Source organism: Actinoplanes sp. NPDC026619 (assembly GCF_040638295.1).
Lineage (GTDB): Bacteria > Actinomycetota > Actinomycetes > Mycobacteriales > Micromonosporaceae > Actinoplanes.
This window is the reverse complement of the sequence record NZ_JBEZYA010000031.1, coordinates 11,917-27,734: the sequence shown is the minus strand read 5'-3', so window position 1 is coordinate 27,734 and position 15,818 is coordinate 11,917. Positions and strand designations below refer to the sequence as shown.

Annotated in this window: 14 protein-coding genes; 8 read left to right on the top strand and 6 right to left on the bottom strand. The window is 69.9% G+C overall.

Annotated features, from left to right (window positions below; genetic code table 11):
• The first annotated feature begins 2 nt into the window (after positions 1-2).
• The 3 genes from AB0E90_RS42800 to AB0E90_RS42790 all read left to right on the top strand — a co-directional run bounded on the left by AB0E90_RS42800 (position 3) and on the right by AB0E90_RS42790 (position 6,573).
• Positions 3-4,523, top strand: coding sequence for a hypothetical protein (locus AB0E90_RS42800; RefSeq protein WP_360418064.1), 4,521 nt, complete (start codon positions 3-5; stop codon positions 4,521-4,523).
• 128 nt (positions 4,524-4,651) lie between these two features.
• On the top strand, positions 4,652-5,884 hold the full coding sequence (locus AB0E90_RS42795; protein ID WP_360418063.1) for a hypothetical protein: 1,233 nt from the start codon (positions 4,652-4,654) through the stop codon (positions 5,882-5,884).
• 80 nt (positions 5,885-5,964) lie between these two features.
• Positions 5,965-6,573 carry a response regulator transcription factor gene (locus tag AB0E90_RS42790; RefSeq protein WP_360418062.1) on the top strand — a complete coding sequence of 203 codons (609 nt, stop codon included), beginning with the start codon at positions 5,965-5,967 and terminating at the stop codon, positions 6,571-6,573.
• A gap of 210 nt (positions 6,574-6,783) precedes the next feature.
• On the opposite strand, the gene AB0E90_RS42785 is transcribed toward AB0E90_RS42790, so the two are convergent.
• Positions 6,784-8,280, bottom strand: coding sequence for a hypothetical protein (locus AB0E90_RS42785; RefSeq protein WP_360418061.1), 1,497 nt, complete (start codon positions 8,278-8,280; stop codon positions 6,784-6,786).
• A 569-nt stretch (positions 8,281-8,849) separates the two neighbouring features.
• Here AB0E90_RS42785 and AB0E90_RS42780 point away from each other — a divergent pair.
• Positions 8,850-9,653 (top strand): hypothetical protein, encoded by an 804-nt coding sequence (locus tag AB0E90_RS42780; protein ID WP_360418060.1) that lies wholly within the window; start codon positions 8,850-8,852, stop codon positions 9,651-9,653.
• A 92-nt stretch (positions 9,654-9,745) separates the two neighbouring features.
• On the opposite strand, the gene AB0E90_RS42775 is transcribed toward AB0E90_RS42780, so the two are convergent.
• Positions 9,746-9,997, bottom strand: coding sequence for a hypothetical protein (locus AB0E90_RS42775; protein ID WP_360418059.1), 252 nt, complete (start codon positions 9,995-9,997; stop codon positions 9,746-9,748).
• A gap of 133 nt (positions 9,998-10,130) precedes the next feature.
• Here AB0E90_RS42775 and AB0E90_RS42770 point away from each other — a divergent pair, with 133 nt between their 5' ends.
• Together AB0E90_RS42770 and AB0E90_RS42765 are read left to right on the top strand one after the other, a co-directional pair.
• A complete protein-coding gene (locus tag AB0E90_RS42770; RefSeq protein ID WP_360418058.1) occupies positions 10,131-10,634 on the top strand; it encodes a hypothetical protein in 504 nt (167 codons plus the stop codon).
• 46 nt (positions 10,635-10,680) lie between these two features.
• Positions 10,681-11,043 (top strand): VOC family protein, encoded by a 363-nt coding sequence (locus AB0E90_RS42765; protein WP_360418057.1) that lies wholly within the window; start codon positions 10,681-10,683, stop codon positions 11,041-11,043.
• Between the two features lie 41 nt (positions 11,044-11,084).
• Here the strand turns inward: AB0E90_RS42765 and AB0E90_RS42760 are convergent, their stop codons facing one another.
• Both AB0E90_RS42760 and AB0E90_RS42755 read right to left on the bottom strand, forming a co-directional pair.
• The gene (locus AB0E90_RS42760; RefSeq protein WP_360418056.1) at positions 11,085-11,225 is read right to left on the bottom strand and encodes a hypothetical protein; all 141 of its coding nucleotides are present in this window, start codon (positions 11,223-11,225) and stop codon (positions 11,085-11,087) included.
• The gene (locus tag AB0E90_RS42755; protein WP_360418055.1) at positions 11,222-11,656 is read right to left on the bottom strand and encodes a hypothetical protein; all 435 of its coding nucleotides are present in this window, start codon (positions 11,654-11,656) and stop codon (positions 11,222-11,224) included. Before AB0E90_RS42755 ends, AB0E90_RS42760 begins: the two co-directional genes overlap by 4 nt.
• A 178-nt stretch (positions 11,657-11,834) precedes the next feature.
• On the opposite strand from AB0E90_RS42755, the gene AB0E90_RS42750 reads away from it, so the two are divergent.
• Positions 11,835-12,611, top strand: coding sequence for a hypothetical protein (locus tag AB0E90_RS42750; protein WP_360418054.1), 777 nt, complete (start codon positions 11,835-11,837; stop codon positions 12,609-12,611).
• Between the two features lie 80 nt (positions 12,612-12,691).
• Here the strand turns inward: AB0E90_RS42750 and AB0E90_RS42745 are convergent, their stop codons facing one another.
• Positions 12,692-13,213 carry a hypothetical protein gene (locus AB0E90_RS42745; RefSeq protein WP_360418053.1) on the bottom strand — a complete coding sequence of 174 codons (522 nt, stop codon included), beginning with the start codon at positions 13,211-13,213 and terminating at the stop codon, positions 12,692-12,694.
• 217 nt (positions 13,214-13,430) lie between these two features.
• Here AB0E90_RS42745 and AB0E90_RS42740 point away from each other — a divergent pair, with 217 nt between their 5' ends.
• Positions 13,431-14,504, top strand: a complete 1,074-nt coding sequence (locus tag AB0E90_RS42740; protein WP_360418052.1) for a PQQ-dependent sugar dehydrogenase — start codon at positions 13,431-13,433, stop codon at positions 14,502-14,504.
• Here the strand turns inward: AB0E90_RS42740 and AB0E90_RS42735 are convergent.
• Positions 14,495-15,694 (bottom strand): M1 family metallopeptidase, encoded by a 1,200-nt coding sequence (locus AB0E90_RS42735; RefSeq protein ID WP_360418051.1) that lies wholly within the window; start codon positions 15,692-15,694, stop codon positions 14,495-14,497. The two genes, AB0E90_RS42740 and AB0E90_RS42735, sit on opposite strands and share 10 nt — an antisense overlap.
• Between the last annotated feature and the right edge of the window lie 124 nt (positions 15,695-15,818).

The following is a 15,818-nucleotide window of genomic DNA, read 5'->3' as shown; positions in this document are numbered from 1 at the left end:
CGATGACCGAGCTTGCCGGCGCGGAGGCGACGATGCCGGGCCGTCCATCCACCGGGCTGTCCGGGTCGGGTGTGCGGATCCTGGTGATCGGCACCGCCGCCCATGACGGGCCCACCCTCACCCCGGTGCCGGCGGCGCGGCGCAGCGCCGAGGCGGTCCGCGCCGCCCTGATCGAGGTGGGCGGGGCCGATCCGGAGCGGGTGCGGCTGGTCGTCGACCCGCCGGACGCGGACACGATGTCCGACCTCGTGGCGGAGGCCGCGGCCGAGGCCGAGTCGGTGCTGCTGATCTACTACGTCGGCCACGGACTCATCGGGCCGGACAACCAGCTGAACCTCGCGGCGTGCGCCACCGACGTGCTGCCCCCGGCTCAGGCGAGACGCCGGGGGCTGCCGTTCAGCGAGATCGGCGAAAGGCTGGCCGGGAGCCGGGCGGCGACCCGCATCATGATCCTCGACTGCTGCTTCTCGGCACGGGCGGCACTCCCCGAAACACCGTGGCCGACGATGCCGGGGTTCAGCCCGGCGGCGGCCTCCGGAACGTATCTGCTGGCCTCCGCCGAGCGACTGGCGCGTGCGCCGGAGGACCGGGAGCTGACCACATTCAGTGAACGGTTCGTCCGCCTGCTCACCGAGGGCGACGCCCGTACCGGCCCGGTGATCAAGCTCGATGTGGTCTACCGACGTCTCCGCGCGGAGGCAGAAGCCGTCGGCGAGGCCCCGCCCCGCAGCAAGTCCGGGGACCGGGCCGGGTCGTTCGCGCTCGCGGTCAACCGCGCCCACCAGATCCCCGGACCGGAGCAGCTGATCCCGCCGACCCCCGGCGATTGCCCCTATCTCGGACTGGCCGCGTTCGGGCCGGAGGATGCCGACAACTACTTCGGTCGCGAGGAGACGGTTGCCGCCCTCGTCGGCGGCGCGGCGAGCGCGGCCCGGGCCGGCTCCCCGTTGATGCTCGTGGCGGCGTCCGGGGCCGGCAAGACGTCACTGCTCAACGCGGGTCTGCGGCCGGCGCTGGCTGCGGGGACATCCGCGCTGGAGGGTTCGCCGGGCTGGCCGGTGCTGCTGATGACCCCGGGCGAACATCCGATGTCCCGCCTGGTCACCCCGCTCGAGGCCGCAGCCGCGCGGGCACACCGGATGCCCGAGGACCTCGGCGGGGAGCGGGCGGCCTCCACCGGGCCGACCGACGTCATGCACCTGGCCGCGGACGCCTGCGAAAAGCGGAGCGCAAGCCGGCTCGTGTTGATCGTCGACCAGTTGGAGCAGCTCTTCACGCTCTGCGAATCGGCGGCGGAACGCACCCCCTTCCTGGCCACGGTCCGTGCGCTGGCGCAGCAGCAGCATGTGGTCGTGCTCGCGCTGCGCGCCGACTTCTACGGCGTGGCGGCCGAGCGCCCCGAACTCACCGATGCGCTGCGCCACCACCAGACGCTGATCACCGCGATGACCCCCGGCGAGATGCGCGCCGCCATCGAGGGACCGGCCGCGGCCACCGGGTGGCGCGTCGATGACGGGCTGGCCGACCTGATCCGGCGCGATCTCGGCGAGCACGACCGGTTGCCGCTGCTGTCCCACGCCCTGTGGGCGACCTGGAGCAAGCGCGAGGGCAACCGGCTCACGGTGGGCGGTTACGGCCGGGCCGGCGGGGTGGACGCGATCGGCGCGACCGCCGAGGCCGCGTGGGCGAGCCTCGCCGAGACGGAGGCCGGCGCGCTGCGCCACCTGCTGCCGCGGATGGTGCGCGTCGGCGGCGAAGGGCCGGAGACGATCCGGCCGCTTCCCCTTGCCGACCTGTTGCGCGGCCTGAGCGATCCGGCGGCGGGAGAACGCGCGCTGGAAAGATTCACCACCGAGCGGCTGGTCACCCGGGACAACGAGTCGGTCCGGCTCAGCCACGAGGCGCTGCTGCGTTCCTGGCCACGGCTGCGCGAGTGGATCGAGGAGGACCGGGAACGCCTGCGGACCGGCCAGCGGCTCACCGCGGACGCACAGACGTGGCGCGACGCCGGCCGCGACCCGGCACTTCTCTACCGCGGCGCCCGGCTCGGCGTGGCGGCGGAGGCAGCCGCCGAACTCGGGCCGGCTGCGACCGCGTTCCTCGCGGCGTCGCGGTCGGCGCAGCGCCGCTCCGACCGGATCCGCCGCTCGGTGATCTCGGTGCTGGCGGCGCTGCTGGTGGTGGCGGTGGTCGCAGCGATCACCGCGGTGGTCTTCCAACGGCAGGCCTCCGCGCAGCGCGACCTCGCGCTCTCCCGCCTGCTCGCGGCCGAGGCCGACCAGCTGCGCGATCGGCAGCCCAACCTGGCCAAGCAGCTGAGCGTGCTCTCCTACCGGCTCGACGCGGCCACCGGCACCGGCCCGGTGCTGGCCAGCCTCGCCAGCCACGGCCTGCTCCACGGCGGAACGGTCGCCTACGACCTGGCGCAGTCGGGCGACGGCGGGTTGCTGGCCATCTCGACCGGCGACGCGCTCGTGCTGCAGGACCCGCGATCGGCCGCGGTGGTCAGCGCGTTCGGCGGCGGCGAGTTGAACGGCCCGGTCGCTCTCAGCACCGACGGCAAGTTGCTGGCGGTCGCGGTCGGACCGGACTCGCCCGGCGCCAACAGCCAGAACATGCGCGACCTGTCCCGGCCGCAGGTCCGGCTCTACGGGCTCGCCGACCCGGCGCACCCGACGCCGCTCGCCGTGCTGGAGACCGGGGACACCAGCATCACCAGCGTGGCGCTCCGGGCCGACGGCAAGACCCTGGCGGCGGCCGGGCACAACGGCCGCATCCGGCTCTGGGACGTGACCCAGCCCGCGCAGCCGCGCGACGCCGGCACCATCGACGCGCACCAGGGCGTCGTGGACTCGCTCGCCTTCTCCCCCTCGGGGCTGCTGCTCGCCAGCTCCGGCCTCGACAAGAAGTCCCGGCTGTGGGCCCTGCCCGACCGGGCGAAACGCGCCGAGATGACGTCGCCCGCCGACTGGCTCATCAAGCCCCGCGTGTTCACGCACCGGGTCGCCTTCGACAAGAGCGGCCGATACCTGGTGACCGTGGCCGGCGCCAAGGGCCACGAATATCCGCGGATCTGGGACGTCGGCAATCCCGGCCAGGTTTCGGCGATCAGCGACGACAAGAACGCGTCCAGCAGCACCTGCAGGTACCTCAGCTCGCTGGCGTACAGCGTGGACAAGGTCGGTGACAAATACGGCTACGTCGTCGCCGGCAGCGACGGCGACCTCTGCGTCTGGCGGATGCTCAGCGACGGGCTGTGGTTCGCCAACCGCACACCGGCCGGCACCAGCCAGAGCCTCGGCGCCGTGGTGATCCTCAAGTCGGCGCAGCCCGACTATCCGGTGGTCGCGACGCCGACCGACGCGGGCGTGCTGCTCTGGGACCTCGCCGACGCGTGGCGGCCGGGCGCGACCGGGTCGATGCCGCTGCTGAAGGCCAGCCTCCTCAACGGAGTGACCTTCAACCCTCAGGGCCCGGCACTCGTGGCCGACACCAGCTCCAACATCGGCACCCGGGTCTGGAACGTCACCAACCCCCGCTTCGCGGTGCCGATACGCGACTTCCCGTCCCACGGCAACAACATGTTCACCGACACCGGCGAAGGCATCGACGCGTCGAGCTCCTTCAGCCCGGACGGCGCCCTGTTCGCGGTCCCCCGCACCGACGGCGACGAGGCGCTCGTCGACATCGTCGACACCAGCCGGCTGCTGGCGGCCACCTACAGCAAGCCCCTGGAGCCGCTGGCGACACTGACCGACTTCACCTCCGGCGCCATGGGCCTCACGTTCGGCGGCGCCGACGGCCGAACGCTCGCGGTGGCCGACGTCTCCCACCGCGCCGACGGCAGCCCGTCGTCGATGCGCCTGTTCGACGTGCGCGACCCGGCCGCGCCGAAGCTGCTCGTCAACCTGCCGACGGTGGCCTTCCACTTCGCGTTCTCACCGACCGGCCCCTACCTGTACAGCTTCAGCGACAACGAGATCCTGGCCTGGGACATCAGCGACCCGGCCAACCCGCGGCCGCTGGGGTCACGCCCGGTCACCGCCGACAGCCTCGTGGTCGACGGCCGGCTGACCTCCGACGGCCGCTACCTGATGGCCGGCGACTCCGGCCGGTTCGTCCGCATCTTCCCGATCGCCGGCGACGGCCGGCTCGGCGACCCGATCCTGCTGGGCGGCCAGGCCGTCTTCAAGAACACCGACCTCGCGGTCAGCCCCGACGGCAAACTCCTCGCGCTCCCGGGCGGCGAGTTCGGCTCGGACGGGGTCGTCGACCTCTACGACATCAGCGATCCCAGGACCCCCCGGATGAACGCGAGCCTCGCGGTGAACACCGACGTGAACGGGCTCGCCTTCAGCCCGAACGGCAAACTGCTGGCGGTACGCGGAAGCGACGGCGTCGACTTCTGGTCAACCGACCCCGCGGAGGTCATAACCAGGGTGTGCGCATCGTCCGGCGACCGGATCACCGCCGCCGAGTGGAAGACGTACGTGCCCGGTCTGCCCTACAAACCGCCCTGCTGACCTGCTCGATGCGTGTCATCGTGCCGGGAATGGGTAAGCAAGTCTGAATGCGGAGCGGAATCACGCGAGCAGAGCACGGCGCACCCGGGGCAACCCGGCGCGTTGTCCGCCTGCTTGTCCTGCTCAGCATGGCCGTCGCGGCATATCTCGCACTGTGCCTGCTAGATCACGCGGCCCGCGCCGACACGGGGTCGCTCGGCCAGATCGCCGCAACAGATCCGGTCACCGCGATCAAGACCACGGCCGCCGCCTCCCAAAAGGCCGCCCCGAACCCGAAGTCGCTCATCCCGAAGGCACCCATCCCGAAGGCGACCAGCTCGAAGGCGACCAGCTCGAAGGCGACCAGCTCGAAGGTAACCGCCCCGGAGACCCATCCGCAGAGGATCACCCGGCCGGCGGCCAAAGCCCACCTGACGAGGGCCCCGGCAGCAAAGAAGATCAAGACCCCGAAGATCCAGACCGGCGAGGTTGTACGTCGGGAGCAGCTCCGGACATCGAGGCTCATCCAGCCCAAATCCGAAGCAGTCCGGGGCGCTGTCCGAGCCTCGGCGTCCCCGGCGCGGGCGGCGGTCGTCCGGCAGAAGTCGGCGCCCTCGGCCCAGCTCTCCTCGCGGCCCGACCTCACCACACTGCCCAGGCTCACCGCAGTGGCCGGACCCGCCGAGCTGCCTGAATCCGCCAAGCTGCTCGAACTCTCCGCATTGCCCGGACTCGCCAAGCTGCCCGAGCCCGCCGAACTGCCGCTTCTCACCGCGCTGCCCGAGCTACCGCAGGTCGAACTCCCCGCCTGGCCGCAGCTGCCATCGTGGCCGCAGGTGCCGTCCTGGCCGCAGCTGCTCGCGTGGCCGGAACTGCTCGGCCTGCCGCAGGCCGGGCTCCCCGCTTGGCCGCAGCTCCTCCCCCGGCCGCAGCTGCCGGGCCTGCCGCAGGCCGCACTCCCCGCCTGGCCGCAGCTCCCGTCCTGGTCGCAGCTGCCGGGTTCCTCGTCGACCCGGGCGCCGGCGGCGACCCGAATGACGGCCACTTCCAGCGCCCCGGGCGCGAACCAGGCGCTCATACCGCCGGCGTCCGCGCAGGTGGGGCCATTCCCGCAAGCCTCGGCCCTCGGACTGTCCGGTGTGACCAAGCCGCCGGCAGCTCAGGCCCAGCCGCTGACCGTGCCGCTGCCCGGTCCGCCGCGGCAACCGGCCGACCGCTCGACCTCCACCGGACAGGCACGTGACTCCGGTGGCAGCAACGCGCCCGCGATGGGCACCGTCCCGTCGTCGTGGCGGCCCGAGCTGACGGCCGCCGGCCGCCACCTGGCCACTGATTTCATCGCCCGCGGGCGCACTGTCCGCTACGCGGGCCCGCCCAGCTGAACGAACTCCCGCAGGGATCCGGAAACCGGCCGACATCCAGTTCGGCCGTCCCGAAGCTCGACCCTGGCTGGGAGGCCTTCATGATCCGCATTCTGCTCGTCGAACCCATGAATCTGCTCCGCGGCGCCCTGACCGCGACACTGTCCCTGGAGGAAGACCTCGAAGTGGTCGCCGACCTGGGCGCCCTCGACCAGGCCTTGGACATGGCCCGCGCCGTCCCGCCGGACGTGGCCGTGGTCAACATCGCGCTGCTGGCCGGCAACGGCCTGGCCACGATCGCCCGCCTCACCGCCGAGCAGCCCGGCTGCGCCACCCTGGTGCTGGCCGGCCCGGACGAGTCAGGCTCCCTCAACCGAGCCCTCGACCTGCGCATAGACGGCGTCGTCGGCACCCAGGCCGCCCCGTGTGAACTGGTCCGCGGCATCCGCGCGGTCTCCCGCGGCGAACGGGTCATCGACGCCGGCCTGGCCGTAGCAATGGTCGCAGCGGCGCGCAGCCCACTGTCGCCCCGAGAGCTGAACGTGCTGAGCGTCGCCGCCTCCGGCGTGCCGTCCACCGAGGTAGCCGCTGAACTGCACCTGAGCACCGGCACCGTCCGCAACTACATCTCGGCGATCCTGCGCAAAACTGGCGCCCGCAACCGCCTGGAAGCAGTCCGCCTCGCCGAGGGCGCCGGCTGGTTCCAATGACCGAGCCCCAAACTGGTCTCGTTCGCGAGCCCCGGTGCCACGCTTAGCTGGCCTCGCTACGCCTCTTGCCACCGAGCACGCCGGTAACGCTGTGTCGGCAGCGCCGTGTCCAACGAGCGGACTGTCACGGATATCGAGATAGGCCGATGAGCGGATAAGTGCTCAAACGCCGGCGAACTGAGGTCTTGCCTCGGGCGACCACTGGCGAGGTCAGAACTCACGCCACTCGTCGAACCAATCGTCGGCGCTGTCGGTGGAGACACCAGCTCGGACGGCAAGGCCGGTAAATACGTCTCCGGCTTCCTCACGACGCAGGGTATCGATCAGTTCGTACCGCTGATCGATGCGGTTGAGCTGCGAGACGAAATTGCGCAGGATCAGCTCGGCGGCAGCCGCGCGGCCGGGCGCGTCACCGGGTAGCGCGTCGATTGATCGAACGGCTGCCGCGTACGCCTTACATGCGGCCGCGCCGCCGCGTGGATCGTCGTCGGCCCAGTCGCGAAAAGGGTTGGTGAGGTTGGCGGCCAGCCAGGTGTCGTTCTTGGCCCCCGTGATGCGCAGGTGAATGGGCATACGCCGGTAGCGGGCCTTGACCGCGGCCGCCACGGTGCGGCGCAGGCCGGCGATCGTCAACGCGGTCAGCGCGGGCAAGTCAGGCAGCGTGTCTGCGTCCAGGCCGTACGCGTCGGTCAGGGTGAGGTGGGCCAGTCGGGGCAATCCGCTCAGTGCCGCCGCGTCACCAAGGTCGCCGGGCGCGTCACGCCAGGCCAGCCACAACGACTCCAACTGCCGCAGGCCACGCAGCGGTGCGGCGCTGATCGTTCCCCGGCCGACGTAGCGCAGGTCGCGCAGCCCGTCGAACCCGGACGGCAGGCCGCCGCCACCGTCATCGGTGACCGTCAAGGTCAACCACTCGCCCTGACCGGCGGCCGAGACCGCTTCAACTCTGGCGCCGGCCATCAAGTGCAGGGACGTCAGGGTGTCGGGCAGTTGCAGCACGCCAATGGTCCCGGCAACGGACAAGCTGGTCAGGCCGGTGGCGCGCAGGTCGAGGCTGGACGCAGCGGCGGTCCACGTCAGGTCCTCGACGATCGGGTGGCCGTCAAGCGCGGCGACCAGTCCCCGGCCGGGACCTGACCAGGTGAGCGATGTGCAGCACGCCAGTTGGTCCAGCGCCGGCCAACGCACGGGCCCGGCCGGTGGTGGGCTGACGTGCCCCGCACCGGTCAGATCAAGTCGGCCGGTCGCCGCGCCGAGGGTCACCGGCCCGGCGCCGAAGTCGACTTCGACCTGGCCGCGGGTCGCTGCCGCCCGGTACGCCTGTTTTGCTGCGGCGGACAGATGGTGGTCCCATCGCCGCTGCGCAGTGATCTGGGCCGGTAACCACTTCCATCCCGCGAAGCTGTCGCTGCTGCCCGACACCGCCGTGGGGGCCGTCAGCCTGCCGAGCCAGACCCAGCCAGGCGGAGGCGGCTGATCGCCACTGATGCTGATTCGCGCCAACTCAGCCTGGTGGGCGTGATGATCCAAGATCAGCGGCGGCGCGTCGGCAAGCTGCCACAACTCAGGCAGACCCTCGGACTCCCACGCCAACGCGTAAACCGTTACCGCTCCCTTGTCGATCCCGGCGACCTGGCAAGCGCCGTACCCGCCCACCGGCACTCGCATCACCGCGACATCTCCGACCGCAGGCACCACCGTCTTCACCCCCGGGAGGCTAACCGCCCGCAACTACGCCCTGGCTGCCGCATACGGATTTGCCGCTGACCGCGTACTGCGGTGGCCCGTATTGCTGGCGAGGAGTGCCTGCCGCACGCCGGTCAGGAGCCTGGACGACGGTCGACCTGAGCTTGATCAACGTCGGCATCCGATGGGAGGAGGATCGCGAGTGTTTCCCTGATCGACAGGAGCGGATGCCACCACGGAGGTACCTGAAATCTCAGCGTAGCCCGTATAGGTGACGTGTCTGCGTGGCCTAGTCTGTCCGGCCCGAGCGCCCTTTATCGTCGGCTGGCCCACTAGTGGACCACCTGAAAGGTTTGCCCCCCCATGGTCAACGACTACTACCTGACGCCCCGGTTCGAAGTGTTGGTCGGCGACATCTGGACCCCGTACACCGCCGAAGCTCTCGGGCTCACTTCGGACGACGTCCCCCGGAGTTCTACAGTAGGCCGCCTGGCTACCTGGAGGAGTTCGCAAGTCCGGAGGAGTTCGCCGCCAGTCAGCTGGACTCCGAGCTCGCCGCCATCACCAAACGCGAGCCTGGCCTGGCCGCCATGACCGGCCTGCGCGTCCTGGTTTGGTACGGAGAGCCGCACGAGACCACCGGCGAGCCCGTGCACGTGCTGGCCGCTACTGAGCGCCAGCTCGCCACCGGCCGGCTCCGTGCAATCGCCCGCGGGGTCGAGTTCGCCGCCCGGAACCTGGATCAAGCTCGTACCGAGCTACGCGCGCAGGCGGTCGAAGCGGCCTACACCGACAGGCTCGGCCGTAACGAGATCGCACGGGTGGCGGGCGACGCGATGGCTCGCCGTTTGCTGTTGCAGTACTTGGCCGGGCACGACCGGGCCCGGCAGATTCTGGCCGCGCTCCCAGCCGAGTGGGGCCGTGGTTCCGGGTGGCCGTGGGAACCCCAGGATGCAGGGTCGTTGAGTGATCGGGTCGGCCCGCTGTCAGCCGGGATGGTGTACCTGGAGGTCACCTCTGCTGGAGTGGTGCACCTGAACCTGGACTCAAGCTATTGCGGACCTGATGCCGAAGAACGCACCCGGATTCTCCGGACGGCCGGTGGGCCGGAGCTGGCTCGCAGGGTGGCACAGGTGCGTGCCCATATGAATGAGACGGCCAGGGAGGTGGTGGCAGTGCTGGACGGGCTGGGCTTGGTCGGGCTCATTGGGCAGGGCCGACCGGCTGCGGCTGCCGACCTTTGCCCGGCCTTCGTGCCCGACTTGGCCTCAGCGATGGTGCTCGACCCAGCGGAAGAGATTGTGCGTGATGTGGGGCTCGGGTGCGGACCGACGGTGACAATCGCGCAAGCGGTTTCGATCGCGGAGGTCGATGACGGCCTGGCCGTGGCCTAACCCGCCCGGAAGAGGGCATATTTCCGCCGCGTGCAGACCTTACGGCGCATTCATTTGCCGCGAACCGTCCGCGTTGGAACGCTATATCCCGATCAGGTCGACCGAAGGCGCCCGCGTCGCGCAGCAAGTCGCTGCTGGAGGTCCCCGTATGCCTGTTCGGGTGTATCTCCACCACCGACCTCCTCGGCCCGCTCCGCAAAGAACCCAGCGCACGTCACGTCGTCAGCGTTCCACTCGGGCGATAGTTCGGTCGGCCAGCAGGCGAACGCGATCCACACGCCGGGTTCGTAGATCCCTCCGTAGCGCGCCTTCACGATCGTCACCCGCTGCAGGTCGTCATCCACTTGACCCACGATGCCAGAAGCTACCTGCGGCTTCCTGCTGCTGCACTAATCTGCCGCCCTACCCCCTTACCCAGGTGGAGCCCGGCGCGACGGACCCCCGGACGTCGGTGGTGCGGTCTGGCACGATCTTGCGATGGCATTCTTCGGGTATTACGCGGTCGCTCGGACAGGACAGCCGATTGATGAACTCACCGCGGTCCGGCGGGTCCTCGATGCTGGTGTGGATGGCATCTCCGCCGGCACCCTTGAGGGGCGCTGGAGCGACGGCGACTGGCAGCTCGTGGTGATCTATCAGGGCTGGGGACTGGACGCAAACGACCTTGTCGCAGAGACCGGGGCCCCCGCTCTGATCGTCTACGTGATCGAAAGCGCGGTGGGCGTCGTCGAGGCAGCCACCGTGGACGGCGGCTCTTGGCGCGCCTGCCTCAATCCGGACGACGCGATCCGCGCGTTCGACTTCGAAACCGACGACGCCGGCACGGTAGCCGGGACGACCGAGCTGGCAACAGCCTGGGCCGCCGCCGCAGGCCGGACGCCGAACCCGGAGACGATCGCCACCGCGGTGAAGCAATACGTCGGCCCATCCGGCGACGGTGTATCGGCGTTTCTCATCGGTCTGGGGTTCCAATTCCAGTAAATGTGTGCCCTGACGGAGGCTTGGGATAGTCGCTACGTTGGGCGCCATGGGGACATTCGGCCGCTTTGCCGGCGTAACGATCGACTGCCAGGATCCGCAGAAGCTGGCCGATTTCTGGTCTGCGGTGCTCGGCGGACGAGTGACGGAGTCCCTCCCTGGCTGGCGGCGGGTGACTGTCGACGACGGCACGCCGGTCTTGACGTTCCAGCCGGTACCGGAACCCAAAGTCGGCAAGGCGCGACTGCATCTGGACATCACCGTCGCTGACGCCGACGAAGCGGTGGAGCGGATCGGGGCCCTGGGGGGCCGGTGGACCGGCGAACGACACGACTATCCCGAAGGCGCCGTCCTGGTCATAGCCGACCCCGAGAACAATGAGTTCTGCGTCGTGCAGTACTACAACACGTAGTATTCAGAGTGCCCGCTCATGGCCGATGAGAGCGCCACTGATCAGGTGGTCCAGCCAGCGTCTAGCTCGTCGGGGAAGGCCGTCATCCAGTAGTCGGGCAGGACCTCCTCGAGGGCCTTCCACACGACTACGGTCAGGTCGCGGCGATCTGCCACGGCGACCGGTGACTGAGGGGTATTCAACAGGCCACCCAGCAGTAGAGGCGGTCTTCCCTGGTCGACGCGGCCCGTGCCAGCTCGGCGATCCCGGACAGGAGGGCCGCCGCCGTTTCTACATCGATTTCCGTGCCGTCGGCCAGGACCGCCGGGAGCCATGCCTCAGCGACTTCACGCAGCCGCCGGGGGAATGCCTTGATCAGATCGGTGACAAGTTGCTCCGGCAAGGCGAACACTGCGCTGCCGTCGTTGACGAAGTCGGCCACCATGCGCAGGTCGGACAGGTCGGGAACAGTGTTACCGGCCAATAGGTTCCGCCACGCGATCACCGCGTCGTCGGCATCGAAATAGATGTTGCTGGCGTCGACAGACGCATACTTCGCGGCCGGCCCCCTGTTCCGCACGGCGGCCGCAGCGGCGTCGCTGGGAGCGGCGAAGAACGAGATGTACTGACTCACTGGTGCATCCTCCTGCATCGACGCCAACAAGCGATCTCGAAGTAAGAAAAGGTACCGAGGCTGGCACGCCATCCGGGCAAGACGAGAGCACCGGCTCCGCGTCGGGTGCCCCGGTGGCGGGTAGTGCTGTTGATCATCTTTCCGATGCGGTTGATCTTCCAGACCGTACGATGCGCCGATGCCACCCCGCGTCCGCGCGCTGCTCGCCCCACTGTTCGTGGTTCTGACCTGCGCGCTCTCGCTCAGCGTGACTCTGTGGCTGCAACCTTTCACGTGGCGGATCAAGCCGATCTTTGCCGGCATCGCGGTCTATGTGCTCCTGATCGCGGCGGCTGCGGTCATTCCGGCCGGGGCGTATGCCCTGATCACCGGAGCGTTCCGACGCCGGCCGGCCGCCTGGGAGAGCGACCCGGCCGGGCGCCGGTTCAGCGCGCCGTCATCTCCGCGCCAGGCGACATTGACGATCCTCTCGGCGTGGGTGGTCGCTCGGTGCGTTCCCGTGGAGCGGGTGCCGAATCTGGATCGGGCGCGGATCGCGCACCTCGGGGCGTTCACGACGATCTTCATCGTCATCGCTGTGGCGCTGCTGATCGACATCGCGCTGCGGTCAATGACCAACGGTCCGAGCCTTGTGCTGAGCCCGGACGGGCTGACCCTGCGTCGTCGTGTCCGCCAGGACCAGATCGGGTGGGACACCTTGCTGCCCGGCGGACCGCGACGGCCGGCGAAACGGAATCCGGCCACGATTCAACTGCGCCGGCACCGGACCGCGCCGGATCGGCCGACCGGCCGGCTGTCGCTGCCGGCCGTTGGTTTGCTCATAGATCCGGCGTTCCTGGCGTACACGATCCGCTGGTACGTCGAGCACCCGGAACGGCGCGCCCGGATCGGCGACGCCGCGGAACTGGCGGAACTCCAGCGCCGATTCGCCGGCGACGGCCACCAGCAAGGATGACTGCTGCGCCCCACGACGGCGGCGCAGCCGCACCTGGCGGGGTGCGACTGCGCCGGCGTTTCCGGTCAGAGCTGAGCGGGTCAGAGCTGGCCGAGCAGAGCGAGGATGGCGTTCAGAAGTGCGGCCAGGCCGCCGGCGGTCGGGGTGCCGTCCAGCAGGTGGGTGATCGCGCACAGCAGGTTGCCGAGCAGGTTGCCGGCTGCCTGCACCGCGGTGATCACCAGGTGCACCTGGTTCAGGTCGACCACCAGGCCGAGCAGGTCGAGGTGCAGCGGGCCGAGCACCAGGTTCAGCACCTGACACGTCACCGCGGCGACGGTCACGGGCATGCTGACGGTGCGGGAGACGGTGCCGACGGTGGCGCCGGACGAGTCGCTGACCGTGCCCGCGAGCAGGCCGGTGGCCAGCAGGTTTCCGTCCTGCGTCACGAACTTCGAGGGGGTGAAGGTGCCGGCGAAGGAGCCGTTGTCGGCGGTGCCGGTGATCGGTGTGGCCAGGGCGGCGACCGGCGGCGCGGCGGCTGGGGCGGTCGGGGCGGCGTTGGCCACACCCGTACCCGCGAAGCTGAGACCCAACGCGGCGAGCACTGTTACGGCGATCATCGATAGCCGTTGCCGATGTGTCATCGTTCCTCCTGCTGATCATGATCGGGGTCTGGCTTCTGCTGTCATCGACAAGCCTCGTTGCCGGAGCGGGCTCAACCCAGTGAGCACTGTCAGCGGCATCGCTGACAAATGTCAGGTTTCGCCACCAAGAAACCCGATTAACAGCCGTGTAACATAGACAGCCGTCACTCTGTCAATAAACGGAGGAGGGCACATGAACTCGCGTTTTGTCATTACCGCCGCGGTTTGCGCGGCCGCTGTCGGAGCGGGCGCGGTGGCCACCGCCGTGACCGCGTCCGCCGCGACGCCGAGCTTCGACTTCGACAACGCGGAGGTCGTCGCCACCGGGCTCGAGGTGCCGTGGGGCCTCACCTTCCTGCCCGACGGCCGCGCCCTGGTCGCCGAGCGCGTCTCCGGCGAGATCCTCCAGGTGGGCCCGGGCGCCGCGCCGACGACGGTCGCGACCGTGCCCGGCGTCGTGCCGAACGGCGAGGGCGGCCTGCTCGGCCTGGCCGCCTCCCCGGACTTCGCCACCGACGACTACCTGTACGCATACTTCAGCGCCGCCACCGACAACCGGATCGTCCGCTTCAAGCTGAGCGCGCCGGCCACGGTCGAGCCGATCGTGACCGGGCTGGCCACGGCGAGCATCCACAACGGCGGCCGGATCGAGTTCGGCCCGGACGGCATGCTCTACGCCGGAGTGGGCGACGCCGGCACCACGTCGAACGCGCAGAACCAGTCGAGCCGCAACGGCAAGATCCTGCGGATGGCCCCGGACGGCAGCGTCCCCGCGGACAATCCGTTCGCCGGCTCGCTGGTCTACAGCCTCGGCCACCGCAACGTGCAGGGCCTGGCCTGGGACGCCGAGAACCGCCTGTTCGCCACCGAGTTCGGCCAGAACACGTGGGACGAGGTGAACCGGATCGAGGCCGGCCGCAACTACGGCTGGCCGATCGTCGAGGGCATCAGCACCGACACGCGGTTCGTCAACCCGATCGTGCAGTGGTCGACCGCGGAGGCCTCACCCAGCGGCGCCGCCATCGTCGGCGACACCCTTTACGCCGCAGCCTTGCGGGGCACCCGGCTGTGGACCATCCCGCTGACCGCCGACGGCGGCGCCGGCACGCCGGTCGCCGAGCTGCAGGGCACGTTCGGCCGGCTACGGACCGCCGAGCTCGGCCCCGACGGCTACCTGTGGCTGACCACGAGCAACCGGGACGGCCGCGGCACCCCGGTCGACACCGACGACCGGGTCATCCGCATCCCGCCGGCGGGTCAGGGCTGAAGACCCGCTGCGGAAAGGACAGGCAACAGAGACCGAGGTGTACGGGCGGGGGCCGCGACCGGGGTGTCCAGGACAGGCTTGACCGGCGCGTACAGCCAGGCCTGGAACAAAGCGCCCAGGTCCCGGCCGGAGATCCGCTCGGCCAGCGCGATGAACTGGGCGGTGTCGGCGTTGCCGTAGCGGTGCTCGGCGACCCAGGAGCGCAGGATGCGGAAGAACGCGGCGTCGCCGACCGCCACGCGTAGCTGGTGCACGGTCATCGCGCCGCGGAGGTAGACCTCGGGCGTGATGACCGGAACCCCGGGGTCGCCGGGCGGCACCGTCCAGAGTTCGTCGTCCTCGCCGAAGGCGCTGTACAGCGAGTCGAACATCTCCTGCGCCGTGCCGTCACCCACGTGCTCGGACCAGAGCCACTCCGCGTACATCGCGAAGCCCTCGTTGAGCCAGATGTCCTGCCATCGTCGCAGCGAGACGGCGTCGCCGAACCACTGGTGCGAGTTCTCGTGCACGACGACGTACGGATTTGCGCCGCGCTGGAAGTATCGGGCGCCGTACGTCGGCCGGGTCTGATTTTCCAACGCTGTCGGCGGCGCGTCGGGTGGGGTCACCAGACCACCCTGCGCTTCGAACGGATACGGGCTGATCACCTCGACGCCGTCCGGCACGGCGACCGCGACGTCGAAAAGGGCCTTGTCCGACGGGTGGTCGTTGGACGGGAACCACCACCACGCCGACTCCGGCTCCCCCATCGCGACCGCACCGTCCGGCGTGCGGGCCCACACGGTGAACCCCTCGCCGAGCCTGGTCGACGGCGTGTCGGCATAGGTCACGCGGACCGTCATCGGCTCGCCCCGCCGCAGCGGCCGCGCCGGCGTCACCACCAGCTCGTGGTCGCCCTGCCGGGCGAAACCGGCGGGCCGGTCGCCGACCAGCACCGACTGCACGTCGAGAACGAAGTCGAGGTCGAAGCTCGTCAGGTCCTCGGTGGCCCGGGCGAGGATCGTGGTGGCGCCGGAGAGCTCATCGGTGGCCGGCTGGTAGCGCAACCGGATGTCGTAGTGGGAGACGTCGTACCCGCCGTTGCCGTAGTCGGGGTAGTAGGTGTCGCCGACGCCGGCGGCCCCGGCGTGCGGGACCGGACCGGACAGGATCACCGGGACGGCGACCAGAGCCATTGCCGTTCGTCGCATTCGGTGACCTCATCCACGTTGATTGATCAACACGGATGAGTAAGTCCGGGCACACTCCTAGCGAAAATGTTGGTACTTGTTGCATTTCGTTGACATCACGGATGTCTATACATAAATGTGATCG

Coding starts and splice junctions, on each gene's coding strand:
- AB0E90_RS42800 (WP_360418064.1), top strand. CDS start 3: ATGACCGAGCTTGCCGGCGCGGAGGCGACGATGCCGGGCCGTCCATCC.
- AB0E90_RS42795 (WP_360418063.1), top strand. CDS start 4,652: ATGGCCGTCGCGGCATATCTCGCACTGTGCCTGCTAGATCACGCGGCC.
- AB0E90_RS42790 (WP_360418062.1), top strand. CDS start 5,965: ATGATCCGCATTCTGCTCGTCGAACCCATGAATCTGCTCCGCGGCGCC.
- AB0E90_RS42780 (WP_360418060.1), top strand. CDS start 8,850: ATGACCGGCCTGCGCGTCCTGGTTTGGTACGGAGAGCCGCACGAGACC.
- AB0E90_RS42770 (WP_360418058.1), top strand. CDS start 10,131: ATGGCATTCTTCGGGTATTACGCGGTCGCTCGGACAGGACAGCCGATT.
- AB0E90_RS42765 (WP_360418057.1), top strand. CDS start 10,681: ATGGGGACATTCGGCCGCTTTGCCGGCGTAACGATCGACTGCCAGGAT.
- AB0E90_RS42750 (WP_360418054.1), top strand. CDS start 11,835: ATGCCACCCCGCGTCCGCGCGCTGCTCGCCCCACTGTTCGTGGTTCTG.
- AB0E90_RS42745 (WP_360418053.1), bottom strand. CDS start 13,213: ATGATCGCCGTAACAGTGCTCGCCGCGTTGGGTCTCAGCTTCGCGGGT.
- AB0E90_RS42740 (WP_360418052.1), top strand. CDS start 13,431: ATGAACTCGCGTTTTGTCATTACCGCCGCGGTTTGCGCGGCCGCTGTC.
- AB0E90_RS42735 (WP_360418051.1), bottom strand. CDS start 15,694: ATGCGACGAACGGCAATGGCTCTGGTCGCCGTCCCGGTGATCCTGTCC.